This window comes from Flavobacterium sp. (assembly GCF_044341265.1).
GTDB lineage: Bacteria > Bacteroidota > Bacteroidia > Flavobacteriales > Flavobacteriaceae > Flavobacterium.
The window spans coordinates 1-14,264 of sequence record NZ_JBIISA010000027.1 but is presented as its reverse complement, the minus strand read 5'-3'; the positions used below and the strand labels follow the sequence as shown (position 1 = coordinate 14,264).

Below are 14,264 nucleotides of genomic sequence, written 5' to 3'. Positions count from 1 at the left end.
ATGGCATTTAACGAATTAAACAGTGTAGAACATTATATCATTCATCAATTGAGTGGTGTAAACTTGAATGCCTTAGGTGTTGCCGAAGGTAAAACTCCTTATGGAGCGCAATGGCAATATATTTCTGCCACAGAACTTAACAGAACTGTAAATGAAGTGCTATTGGAAACCGAACTAAAGAATGCTTTAATTCGTTTGAATCCTGAGATAGCATTAAAAAACGAATTAGCAGAGGAGATTATCCATAAATTAAGAGCAATACTCTTATCAGTTAATCAAATTGGTTTAGTCAAAGCCAATGAAGAGTTCTTTAAATGGATGTGTGGCGAAAAAACCATGCCGTTTGGAGAAAACAACCGCCATGTGCCTGTTCAATTAATAGATTTTGATGATATTTTAAACAATACTTATTTAGTTACGAATCAATACCGAGTTCACAGCAGAGAAACTAAAATACCTGATGTAGTTTTATTGATTAACGGATTGCCAGTAGTTATTGGTGAGGCTAAAACACCTATTAGACCTTCGGTAAGTTGGTTGGATGGTGCACATGAGATACATGATATTTATGAAAATGCTGTCCCTCAATTATTTGTTCCTAACATTTTGTCATTTGCTACAGAAGGCAAAACCTTTTATTATGGTGGTGTACGAACTCCATTAGAGTTTTGGGCTCCGTGGCGATTGGAAGATGATGAAGATGATGATAAATTAGCCAAACAACTAGGTTTGGGAGAAATTGGCAAAGAACTTTCTGATTTATTACATCCTAAACGATTGTTAGATATTTTGCAAAACTTCTCTTTGTTTACTACCAACAAAAAGAAACAACGCATCAAAGTATTGTGTAGGTTCCAACAATATGAAGGAGCCAACAAAATAGTTGAACGCGTAAAAGAAGGAAAAATTAAGAAAGGTTTGATTTGGCATTTTCAAGGTTCTGGTAAATCGTTGTTAATGGTTTTTGCAGCACAGAAATTACGCAAAATGCAAGAACTTAAAAGTCCTACTGTTATTGTATTAGTAGATAGAACTGATTTGGATACACAAATTACAGGAACCTTTAATGCGGCAGATATTGCTAATGTAGTAACAACTGAAAGCATATCAGAACTGCAAACCTTATTAGAAAGAGATACCCGAAAAATAATTATTTCGATGATTCATAAGTTTAGGGATGCTAAACCCAATATGAATACTAGAGATAACATTATAGTATTAGTTGACGAAGCGCACAGAACCCAAGAAGGTGATTTGGCACGACAAATGAGAGCTTCATTACCCAATGCATTCTTATTTGGATTAACAGGAACACCAGTCAATAAAGCTGATAAAAACACCTTTTGGGCTTTTGGAGCACCTGAAGATGAAGGTGGATATATGTCGCGTTACACGTTTCATGATTCCATTAGAGATGATGCCACAAAACCATTACATTTTGAACCACGATTGGTAGATGTTCACGTTGACAAAGAAACCATAGACAAAGCTTTTAAAGAGTTTAAAGATGAAGCGGCATTAACAGATGAAGAAGCGGATGCATTGAATAAAAAATCGGCTAAGATGGCTGCTTTTCTAAAATCGCCAGAACGAGTTGCAAAAATTGTAGAGGATATTGCAAAACATTTTAATGAAAAGGTATTACCTCATGGTTATAAAGCTATGATAGTAACACCTGACCGTTATGCTTGTGTGCAATACAAAGAAGAATTGGATAAGTATTTTGCTACTGAAGCTAGTAAAGTAGTTATATCAACTTCTGCAAATGATGATTTTGAATTCAAACAAAAATGGGGATTGGATAAAAGCCAACAAGAAAAAGTGGTTGATGATTTTAATGATGCTAATTCGGCTTTGAAATTCATCATTGTAACCGCTAAATTATTGACTGGTTTTGATGCTCCAATATTACAAACCTTGTATTTAGATAAATCCATAAAAGACCATACTTTATTACAAGCTATTTGTAGAACCAATCGTTTGTATCCTGGAAAATCCTTTGGAAGAATTGTAGATTATTTTGGTGTCTTTGATGATGCGGCAAAAGCATTAGAATTCGACGAAAAAAGCGTTAGTCAAATGATAACCAACCTTTCTGAATTAAAAGAGAAATTACCTGAAGCAATGGAAAAAGCATTGTCTCATTTTATAGGAGTCGATAAAACTATTCATGGATTTGAAGGATTAGAATTGGCTCAAAACGCAATTAATACCGATGATAAAAAAGATGCTTTTGCTAAAGATTACAAATATCTTTCTAAACTTTGGGAATCATTGTCACCAGATAGAGTATTAGACCAATATCAAGCAGAATACCGTTGGTTATCACAAGTATTTGAATCCGTTAGACCATCATCTGACCATATTGGAAAATTATTATGGTTTACTTTGGGTGCTCAAACAACCAAATTAATTCATGAGAACATCCATGTGGGTGAAGTTCATCAATTAGAGGAATTTGTTTTAGATGCAGACGTAATTGAAAACATCTTCAATAATCCAGACCCTAAAAATGCCAAAAAACTTGAACGAATTTTAGTAAAACGTTTTAAGAAAAATGGTGGTAATCCTAAGTTTAAAAAATTAAGTGAATTATTAGAAGCGTTAAGAGATAAAGCAGAACTTGGTTTAATTACATCTATTGAGTTTGTAAAAGAGTTGTGTAAACTGGCTAGAGAAGTACTTCAAGCTGAAAAAGAATTAGAAGCAGAACAACAAGAAAAAACACCTCAAGCAGCGCTTACTGAATTATTTTTAGAATTAAAAACAGACCAAACACCAGCTGTAGTAGAAAGAATTGTAAATGATATTGATGCTATTGTAAGACAAGTTCGTTTTCCTGGTTGGCAAAAAACAGCCTCTGGTGAAAGAGAGATTCAGAAGTCGTTGCGTCAAGCTTTATTGAAATACAAACTTCATAAAGAGCAAGTTTTGTTTGATAGAGCTTACGAGTATATTAAAGAATACTATTAAACTATTATTTTATGAAAATACCTGATGAAATTATTCCTAGTGCCTATTCTACTGCTAAAAAAGTTTATGAAAATAAGCTAACTCAAAAAGAAGCCAAAGATTATTTAAGTAGTAATTTTAAGATAACTTATGGTTCTACAGGTGATTATTATGTCTTTTTTAGATATTTGATTGAAGGTAAAGGTTCATTCAGAAAATTAAATTGCCCAACTATGGACTACTTTCTAGAAAAAATTCATAAAGATTATGGAAAAGAACAATTAAAAAAATCTTTAGATGCTTTTTTAAATCTTATAAAATATTATGAAGGATTAAAAAAATCGGAAAGTAAATCTATGAGAGCGATTTACGAAAAGTATTCAAAAACTATATAACCTATGAAAAAATTCTTTGGAGTACTACTCCTATTTATTGGTCTGTTTCTTGTTGCTTTGGGTATGTTTGGTATGGGTAACACCAATGGAGAGCGCAATTGCCATTACAGTCAAATAGAAATGACGCCAACTGCTAAACCCTACAAAGAAACCGAAATGGTTATGGGTGGAGCCATTGTAATTGTGGGATTTATTTTTCATGTCATTGGTACTGTTTTATTGGTTACTAAAACCAAAAAACAACTACTGTTGGAAGCAGAACTATATGTCTTAAAAAACAACAGCACAAAATGAAACACCTAACCTTACTCCTATTCCTAACCTTTTCCACTTTATCCCTTGCCCAAACGCCAGTCGTTGCTCTTGATGACATTCGCAATCACATTGGAGCAACCGTTACCGTTTGTGCCGAAGTAAAAAGTACTTATAAAACTAATGACCATCGTCACAGTTTACTCAATATGGGCGGTGTTTATCCAGAGCAAAAGCTTACCATTATCATATTAGAGAAACACCTTAAAAACTTCAGTTATATTCCTGTAGAGTATTTGGCTGGTAAAACCATTTGTGTCACTGGAGAAGTAACGTTGTTTAAAGGCAAACCACAGATAAAAGTTAAAAGAGCATCAGAGATTGTGGTGCAATACTAGTATAGAAAACGATACCACTATGAACTTATTTAAAAAACTATTCGGCACCACCGAAAAAAAAGAAACACCAAAAGAAACCACCTTTACACCAGATAACAGTAGATTAATTGCGTTGCTCCATATTTATCATCAAAATACCTCACAAGCCAATTATAAGGCTGTTTTAGATGAATTGTATGGCGAAACTGCTTTCTTATTAGTGCCTACCAATGGTAAAACTGTCGAAAAATCAAACAGTTGGGAAACTCTAAAAGAAGGTGCAACTATAGAGTTTAAAACAGTTTTCAATGTAGACGGTTTATTGGTTTTTGGTGTGTTTACCTCAGAAGAAACCTTGTCTAAATGGATTAATGAAGTGACAACATTTATGGCTATTCCTGCCAAAACCGTACTAGAGATAGCCGAGGAACAAAGCTTTGGGCGTATTGTAATTGATAGTGACCAAAGCACAATGTTTGTCCTAGAACGCGATGTACATAATCAGAAACGCGAAGTCATAACCGAAGATACACCTATTTTGGTATGGATGCCACAAAATCCGATGTCGGGTAGTCACCAAAAGCAATTTCAAGAAGCGTTTGCTAAAGTGGACAGCATTCAAGAAGTCTATCATTTTGGTATCACTAAAAACAACGAGCAAATCTTCTTGTTGGTCATTGTATTGCATCCGAAAACAGAAAACTCTATTTTAGCCACACAAGCCAGCATCAACGACGGCATGAAAGGACACGAACTAGAATTCCCACTAGAAGTAACTTACGTTGAAGAAGGCGACTATCTACTAGAAACCGCTCGACAATTTGAATTGTTTTATAAAAAGTAGGTTTAAGATGTTTACGTAACGTTGGCTTCGAGAGCATTTCGAGAGCCTCAATGTAAAACCTCAGCCAACGGAGAATATCCTACATTTGAGGAACTCAGACAACGGAGATTTATAGCTTAATGAAGAGTTTTTGAAAGATGTTTGCGTAACGTTGACTTCGAGTTACCTCAGCCAACGGAGCATATCCTATGATAAAATACCTCAGCCAACGTTACATTATTTATCTTTTTATTATTCTTAGTATTTTGTTATTCGATTCTTGAGTTACAATTATGCTATAAATTCCAGATGGATACTCACTACCTATGGTCAGATTTTGAACCTCTGATGGCGTTGCCGTTTTATTTTCTAATAATTTACCAATCATGTCATACACTTTTATTTGAATGTTAGCATCACTGGTTGTTTTGACATCTAGAGTAAAATAATTTTCAAATGGATTAGGATATGCAACGGCTTCAAAAACGGCAATTACATCTAACTCATTTACAGAACTTATAGTTCGAGCTTGCATTGGTGATTTTATATTACAAGCTTTGCCAAAAGGTCCGAAATTAGGTTCATTAGGAAATTTAACAGCTACTTGAACGGAATATATTTCTCTATTTGGAACTATTCCCAGAAAGTTATTCAATGTAAATCTGTTGAATGGCGTGTCATAATACGCATCATATACATTATTATATACTCTAAATCGATACATTGTTGCTCCAACTACTGCATCTGCAATTAGCAACTCTGAATTGCTTGTTACTTGATAAATAGTACATTGCGAAGCTCTAAGTTGTGTTGCTGGATGTGCTGGCGTTTGTATATCACAAGGCAAATTATAAGGCAAAAATGTGCCATCTGTATTTCGTAAAGAAACCTCAACACGATACGAACTTGCATAAAGAATACCTGATAGTTGTGCCATATTAAACTTGTTTGTTGGCTGCGTTATTTCTTGCGCCATTCCCACTGGCAAACCGCCAACTACTCTAGTTACTCTAAACCTATAGGCAGTAACAATAGGAACATAACTCGCTGTAATCCATTGGTTCATAGCAGTTAAAGTGCTTCCGCATTGCAATCCAATAGTACTCACAGGATTTGGTGTGTACAGATAACAAGCCGGACCATAAAATGGTTGCCATGTGTTATTGTATCGTACTGCAATTTCAAATTTATATTTCGTGTGATAAGCCATGTTTGGCACATTTGCAAGCGATAGATTATTTACTGGTCTATCAATAATAATTGGAGCTGCCAACGCAACGTTCGTATCATTGTCTACTTTTGTGATTTTAAAGCGATAACCTTGCGCAAAATTAGTCCAATTGGCTGTAATTGTTGTGTACCAACCCGAAAGTGTAGTACCACAAGTGGCAGTTGGAAGTGAACCTACGATTGGAGTACAAGAGTTGTCAATGATTCCATTACAATCGTTATCTAAACCGTCATAACAAACATCTATCGCACCAGGTTTGATGGTGGCATTGGCATCATTACAATCGGTACCAAAAACAACATAACCAACTGGTGGTCCGCTACAAGATTGTATACTTACTGCTGGATTTCCGAAGCCATCATTATCAGCATCAGCATAGTAGGTTTGTGCATTTTGAATGGTTAAATTCAATGTTTGTGTGGTACAATTAGGTTGCGTATTCGTATAAATACCACTCTGTGTATAGGTAATTCCGGTAACACTCCAAGTATAGTTAGTACAAGCAGTAACGTTTTGTGCTACTAGGTTACTTTTTGTTGTTGTAACAGAAGTTGAAGCAATTAGATTACCAGTTCTAGCACAACCTGTAGCACTAACAATTTCGGTTAAATTATAATCAGTTGTACTGAAATTGCTGTTAAAAACTACATCAACCCAATAATTCGCCGTACTAGAAGTACTTGGATATCCTGTTCCTGGTTGCTTATAACTACTTGCTTCTGCTGTTAATAGTCCGTTAACTATAGGTGCTGACATTCCGAGGGCAGTATAGGCATAGTAGTTGGGCGAAGGAGAAAAATAAGATGCTATATAGCTTGTATTGGCAGTTATAGCAATTGGAGTTGTAAATACAATTTCTTTCCAACCAGAGGTTTCATCACTTGTATAATTGGCTGTAGCCAAAGGTGATGCAGTATTACCAACAGCCCAAATGGATCCAGTAAAATTAAGAATACCAGTGCCCGTTTTATAAAAACGAATTTTTGTAATGGTACCAGCTTGAGCTGCTTTAAATCTGATTCCTAATTCTGTTGGTGCATTATCTACCGATTGGGTTCCACCAATTAGAGAAGGATTCCAAATAGTTGCGGCAGAAGTTGCATAAGTTGCATTACCTACTGAAAAAGGCACGTTGCTTTGTATATTAGAATAATTTGTTCCATTAATAGCTAATGTAAAAGGACCTGTTCCAGAAGTTGCATTGAACATAAGATTAACAGCACTTCCTTCACAAACATTGGTTTCAGTTGCAGAGATAGATCCTGCTGGAGAAGGACTTGTTGTAACTGTTAAACTATGTAAAGCACCAGAAGATGTACAACCTTTAGTATCTGTAATACTTGTTAAATCATAAGTAGTTGAAGTGTTGCTAATTTCAGAAAATAAGACATCAACCCAATAATTGGCTGTATTTCCTGAATTTGGGAAACCACCACCATATCTAAAAACTCCATTAGGTCCATCAACTCCCGATTGCAATGCTGTGAGCGGTGCATTAGTTACACCTGTACTTGAGAAAAAACCGGGACTAATAGCAAAATAGCCACCATTAGAAAGGTAGGAAGCAATGTAAGTAGTATTGGATTGAATTGCAACCGGAGTAACAAATCGTACTTCTTGCCAACCACTTGGAGTTTCTGCGCTAAAATCTGCACTTGCTAATAATGTACCAGTAGATGTCCATAAATTAGCCGTATGCAATCCTGTATTGGTAATTCCTTTATAAAATCTGATTCCTGTAATATATCCATCATGTGTCGATCTGAATTTGGTTCCAACTTCAATGGGTACATTATCTGTAACACTAGGATTTGTTGGCGTTCCTGATGAACCCCAAATACTTTTTTCTGTTGTAGTAATTGTTGTGAATACTTGATTGTTAGTCACGTTAGCATAAGTAGTTCCGTTGACAACAATACTAAATGGTGCTGCACCTGTAGCATTGGTTAGTTGTAGTGCGATAGCTTCGCCGCTACATATAGGATTTGATACAGCACTGATAGTAGCTGAAGGTAATGCATTTACTGTCAGTGTTGCAATATCTGTAGTTGCATTTCCGCTAGTATTGGTATACACAGCTTTAAACTGACTTCCGTTGTCTGAAGCTACAGGTATAAAAGTATATGTTGGATTTGTTGCCAAAGGAATATCCGACCATGAAGTTCCGTTGTCACTACTCACTTGCCATTGCACTGTTGGTAACGGATTTCCATTAGCCGAAGTTACAAAGGTTACCGAAGTTCCTATACATACCTCAGCAGCTATGGGTTGTGTTGTAATAACAGGAACAACGTTTGTTGGTGTACTACATGTTATGGTAAAATCATCTAATATTGGTGAAACTGAAGTATTAGAAGTAGTAAACTCTGCTTTATATTGTATGTATTGAGAAGTACCACCAATCGTTGCTCCATTGGAAGGAATCGCTGTCCAAGATGCAGTCATAATTGAACTTGCCGAAGTTGATTGTCGTTGCGATAATGACAATGTAGTTCCCATAGGAACACTAGAAGTCCAAGAAGCTATTTCCCAATTTTTTATTGTGCCAGCATCAAAAACTCTAGAAGTGAATGTACCAGACGCTACATAAGGTGTAGCTCGAATCCTATTGACCGTTAAACCCACTCCACCAGATGGATAATCACTAATTTGGAGAACTAAATTACTACTTACAGATTGAGTAATACCTGGTGTAGCAATAAGTACATCATCAACATAAAATATAAAAGAGCCATTAGTTAGCCATTCTATTCGGTATTTATGAGATGTATTTAAAAGTGATGCACCTAAAGAAACCGATTGATTGTTGGATGTTCTAGCATATAAGTTTGCATCGCCAGCATTTCCTCTTCCGATAACAATCCATGGGCTATTAAAATCAACATCACCTGTAAAACCTATATTTTGAAAATTACCTTCCGTAAAAGTTGCTTCAAATTCTAAAGAAGTTCCTGGTGAAAAAGAATTATTATAACTCAAATGCGTACCATTTACAGTTACTTGTCCGTTATTATAAGTTGTAATTGCGCCACCTTGACCATCCCAAATAGCATTTGTCCAACCTGAAGGTGTCGTAGCTATTGAAAACTCTTCATTAAGAGAAGGTTTCAAACTTACTGCTCCATCATTGTTGTCAACAACTAAAGTATTAGTTCCTGTTGCACCCAAATTAAAATGAGCAACTGTGGTATCATTGACACATGCTGCCTCTGGAATCGTAAAACTTAATGTTGCAGGAATTGTTGGTTGTGTAGTACTATTTGATGCTATATCTGAAGAACTTACATTAAAGTAATATACTGTTCCTGCGTTTAATCCGGTAAGAGTTACGCTATGATTAGTTACTAAAGAAGCACTAGTGCTGTTAGAACTTAAATTATTAGAAAGCGTACCATAATTTACTACAGAAGTTGCCGCTTCATTGGTAGTCCAAGTTATAGTAGCAGTGCCATTGGAGCTTGGTGTTGCAATAATGTCGGTGATAATTGGAGCTGTTGTATTAGTAAGATATGTTGCCGAATAGTTTCCTGAAATAGCATCAAAAAAAGCATAATTAATTCCCTTAATAACTTCAGTTGTAAAAGATACTGGAGTGTTATTTAAGGTTATTTCGTTAAGTTCACCAACAGCAACTAAAACCGGAAGCATTCCTTGGAGTTTATAAGCAGCAGTTACAGCAGTTACTGAAAAGCTCAAGTTTGATCCGTTCCAAGTAATAGCATTGAAAGAGGATGCGTTTCTTGCGTCTAACCAAGTTAGCATTTGCTTTGCTGAAATAACTGGAATATTTCGAGCTAATGCTGAAGCAATAATAGCATCAGAACCAGGAGATGTTGAGGCATCGGTATGCATATTAGCACAAAAAACACCATAATAACCTAACGAACCGATAGCATTGTCGAGCAAAGTATTTACAAATCCTGGGAAAGAAATACCCGATTCATCAGGCATTTGTGTTGTCACCTGATAATTGTCTATAATAGTTCCGTCTAAATCGGCAAAACGCATTGGCATACCAGAACCTGTAAACATTCCAGGACGGTTTTGTACCCATGCAGCAGGCCAATAATAATAATCGGTATTTAAGCGAATACCGTTCGCTACTTCGACTTTTGGTTTACTTGCCCAATCACTCCAAGAAATACAATGCGTGCGATGCGTTGTTGGTGATGGCAAACTAGTATACTTTGCGGTAAATTGTGGCAGTTGACTGTTGAAAAAACCTTCTAAACTGGCTTGATTGTATGTGCTGCAATTGGTACTCAAGTGCAAACCTATTTCGAAACCTTGGGCATGGAAAGAAGCCGCTTGTGAATCGCTAAGCGGTGTACTAGTATAAATGTAAGAAGAGCCACGAACTGCTTTCCAGTCTAACACATCTTGAGCAGAATTATTTCCATATCCAAGATATTGATTGAAACGAGGAATTGTACCACCACTTGCATGGTCGTCACCAGTCATCACTATTGCGGCTTTTAGTTTACGAGGTAAAAACCAAAATTTTGGTAGCGGCTTTTTGTGAAGATTACCTTGTATAATGATGTTTGAAAGCAAACGTTGTTGTTCATCTGCTTGAGGAATTGCTACTTTATTTAGGTCTATCCAATCTGGAAAAAACATATCACTAGAACGAATATTATCCGTTTCGCCATCTCTTTCTGTTCCTGCCCAATCAGGATTGCCTTGACGTGTATAAATAATTGATTTTGCCAAATCATAAGTAAAAGCAATTGCTTTTCCTCCGTTAGTACCTACACTATTTGTTGTCACTGCTGGATAAGTAGTAGCCGTAGTTGCATTTGAATATAAAGTAGCAAGAGCTGTTGCAGCATTTTGATTTAGTGTATATAAATCTGCTGAACTATGGTACTGAATCGTTTGATTAACTAATCCAACTCCAGGACCATCATCAGTTTTAAGCAATACATATTTATCTGAAAGTGAGCCTGAGGCCGGAGTAATTCCTAATAAAGGAGCTAGCAATACACTTGGTTTGAATGCAATTAATGTTCCTCCACTATTTACCCAATCAGTAAACATTGTAACATTTGATGGTGTAAGAGGCATTTCACCCAAAATAACTACATCATAATTAGTTAAAGTAGCTGCTGAAACAGCAGAAATATCCATGGCATAAAATTCATTTAAACCTTCGGCTCTTAAAATCTCTACCGCATAGCGGCTAAAAGGATTAGAAGCAGAACTAACAACTAATATTGGTCCACCCGGACCTTCTGATGGCGGAATAGGTGTTGGAGCAGGCACTGTTGCTGTGGTAAACGACCAAGTGTAATCTGACGACAAATTATTTCCTGCTATATCTTTGATGGTTGTTCCTCCAACACCTCCTTTAAGTGTTACAGTATAAGTGGCATTATATTGTAAAACAGTAGAAGGATAAAAAGTAATAGTATTTGCATTATAATTAATAGTTCCACTTACAGCTGTATTTCCTGCACCTGTCATTAAAACCGTACTGCTATTTATAGTTAAGCTATCTAATTCTTCATTGAATGTGGCACTAGGGTTAATGGTAACAGCACTACCAATAGCATTGTTTAATGGTGAAACTTCCAGCACTACAGGTGCTGAAGTATCTGGACCTATTGAATTATTAAAAACTACATCTACCCAATAATTAGAGGCGTTATAAGAATCTGAAGGATAAATTCCACCAGTACCATATCTGTACACACCATTTAAACCATCGATTCCGCTTTGCAAAGCTATCAGAGGCAGATTAGTAACACTACTATTAGCAAAAAAATTGGTAGTAACTGCGTAATAACCCGTATTGGTATGATAACTTGCTACATAAGTTGTATTAGCTGTTATTGCGATTGGAGTATTGAAAATAGCTTGTTGCCAACCGCTAGAAGTTTCATTTGTAAATATAACAGTTGCTAATGGTGAAGTAGTGTTTGTAGTTGACCATAAATATCCAGTATGGGTGCCAGTATTTGCCAAACCTTTGTAAAAACGAATTCCAGTTATGTAACCAGCTTGTGTTGAACGGAACTTAATACCCAGCTCTACTGAATTGGCATCATTCTCAATGGAAGGTATTATTGAAGGAGAAAATAGTGTACAAGGACATATAGCAGGCTGAGGTTCAGTAATGATAATATTTATTGCATTAGTAGAAGGTACTTGACCACTTACTTCTATATTTCCAGAATCATCAAAAGCTCTTGAAAGAATCGTGAAAATTCCTTGAGAAGATGGTGTCCAAGAATAAGACCACACATTAGTTCCTGTTGCAACATTCCATGTTGTTCCACCATCAACAGAAACTTCAACACCTGCAACGGCACCATCTACATCGGTAGCATTCCCGGTGATTGTTATAGCATTTCCTGCTGAAAATGAACTATTATTGCTGGGAGAAGTGATAGTTGATACAGCTGCTGTAGTATCATTTGAAGCTTGTGCTATAATTAATCCAGAATGCGGAGTTACAGGTTGTACGCCCATATCAGCAAAAAGATTAACAGTAGCTTGTTGCATTATTATACTTGGTGCTTCACTACCTCTATCATGAATGTTGTCTAATCCCCAAGACCATTGTACAGTACCTGCACCAAACACCAACGCTCCACTATTATGTTTATATAAAGATAGTTTGTGCGTATGTCCGTTATAAAAAGTATTTGAAAGAGTAATTCTTCCTTTTGGGTTATTTGAAGCATAATCCACTTGTTCCCAATCCCATTCATAACCTAACGTTCCGTATGGAAATGTAATAGACTGACCAGATGCTAAATTAGTAACTGCTGTATTTCTCCAAAAGCGTAAATTTTTATATGTATCTGGAACAATAATTGATGAAGTTGTTCCGTCCCAACTAATTTGACCCGTTAAGGCATTTTCTGGATTTCCTCCGTCGCTTCCGGGATAGGTAGTTGCGTCACCATCTCGCCACAAACCTGTCCATATATTAGTTGAGGTATCACATTTAAAACCACAAGTATTGTTTGCTAAGGTTCCTTCTTTATAGCAAACTAATGTACGGTGATTGTCTTCCCAACGCACTTTCCAATAAACTTCATTACCACTGAAGAAAGCAAGATGAACTCCGTTATTTCTGGCTGTTTCAAATTTGGTTCTTTCATTAGTAGACCAATATTCATCGTGACCAACAGACAATAAAATTTTATGTTTTGCTGGTGTTATTGTAGAAGAATCTCTGTCCATGTCAACATCAGTTGTATAACTAACATCATATCCGTTTCGTTCAAGCCATCTTAGCATTGGATATTCTGCATTAAATAACCAATCTTCTGATGCGCCACCGCCACCGCCACCATTTCTTGTGTAAAAAGGTCTATCATAACTTACTTTTGTAGCATGATTAAATCCTTGTATACTTTCACCAGAATTATTTACATACAAACTATTACCACCATAGTTATTGTATGCTTGCCACGTTGTATCCGATGTTTTGAAGAGCATAGCAGCATTTCTGTTATCATTTCTTACTACAAAAGCTATATGACTTGAGCCATTTGTATCGGTTCGTGTTAATTTAGCAATATAAATACCAGAAACTGCATCTGAAGGTACGTTCCAATGTGCTGAAATAGCCCAATTGCTGCAACTTGTTTTACCAGTAACTGTATCATAATCGTCATCAGGTTGACTTTGAGGAAGTATCGCATCAAAAACTACTGAATTAGTAGCACTTACTAATCGAGCGCCATCTCCATTATACCATCCTAATCTATAAATAGTAATAGTATAAGCAACTGGAGATTTAATTTTAAAGTAAATGGTTTGCCCATTATTGACACTAATATCTGTAGAAAAACCTTGAATTGAAAGATCACCAGCACCAGAAATATCCCATTCTGATTTTGGACTTCCTTGGAGGCTATTTTCAATCGTAATGGCATTTTGTGCAATGGCAACATTTGCGAACAATGATAAACCTAAAACAATAGTAAAACTTGCCTTTAAAAGATTAGATTTATACAAAATTGATTTACAAAATTTGGAAACAGATGAGGATAACAATGATTTCATAATTTACTGAATTAGCATTTAAAAGAAAATAATCTCTTCATTGGACAATACTAAATTCAATAATGTTTTTTAGATAAATATAATAAAATCGATTAACGTTATAAAAAATAGATAAAATGCAAAAAGTAGCTTTAATTCTACAAAAAAATAATCTTTGTAAATAAATAACTATCATTTTTAATTAAACTATAAAAATAATTTTAGAAGTAAAA

Annotated in this window: 6 protein-coding genes; 5 read left to right on the top strand and 1 reads right to left on the bottom strand. The window is 35.7% G+C overall.

Annotation, left to right across the window (positions count from 1 at the left end; translation table 11 throughout):
• From ACIQ06_RS12275 to ACIQ06_RS12255, 5 genes are read left to right on the top strand one after another with little or no spacing between them, the layout of a single operon-like run.
• On the top strand, nucleotides 1–2,973 hold the full coding sequence (locus tag ACIQ06_RS12275; protein ID WP_396146713.1) for a type I restriction endonuclease subunit R: 2,973 nt from the start codon (nucleotides 1–3) through the stop codon (nucleotides 2,971–2,973).
• An 11-nt stretch (nucleotides 2,974–2,984) separates the two neighbouring features.
• On the top strand, nucleotides 2,985–3,347 hold the full coding sequence (locus tag ACIQ06_RS12270; RefSeq protein WP_396146711.1) for a hypothetical protein: 363 nt from the start codon (nucleotides 2,985–2,987) through the stop codon (nucleotides 3,345–3,347).
• A 3-nt stretch (nucleotides 3,348–3,350) separates the two neighbouring features.
• Nucleotides 3,351–3,641 carry a hypothetical protein gene (locus ACIQ06_RS12265; protein ID WP_396146709.1) on the top strand — a complete coding sequence of 97 codons (291 nt, stop codon included), beginning with the start codon at nucleotides 3,351–3,353 and terminating at the stop codon, nucleotides 3,639–3,641.
• Nucleotides 3,638–3,997, top strand: coding sequence for a hypothetical protein (locus tag ACIQ06_RS12260; RefSeq protein WP_396146707.1), 360 nt, complete (start codon nucleotides 3,638–3,640; stop codon nucleotides 3,995–3,997). Before ACIQ06_RS12265 ends, ACIQ06_RS12260 begins: the two co-directional genes overlap by 4 nt.
• A gap of 19 nt (nucleotides 3,998–4,016) precedes the next feature.
• Entirely contained in the window at nucleotides 4,017–4,820 is an 804-nt protein-coding gene (locus tag ACIQ06_RS12255; RefSeq protein WP_396146705.1) for an SseB family protein, read from the top strand.
• A gap of 220 nt (nucleotides 4,821–5,040) precedes the next feature.
• On the opposite strand, the gene ACIQ06_RS12250 is transcribed toward ACIQ06_RS12255, so the two are convergent.
• The gene (locus ACIQ06_RS12250; protein ID WP_396146703.1) at nucleotides 5,041–14,052 is read right to left on the bottom strand and encodes a DUF4082 domain-containing protein; all 9,012 of its coding nucleotides are present in this window, start codon (nucleotides 14,050–14,052) and stop codon (nucleotides 5,041–5,043) included.
• Between the last annotated feature and the right edge of the window lie 212 nt (nucleotides 14,053–14,264).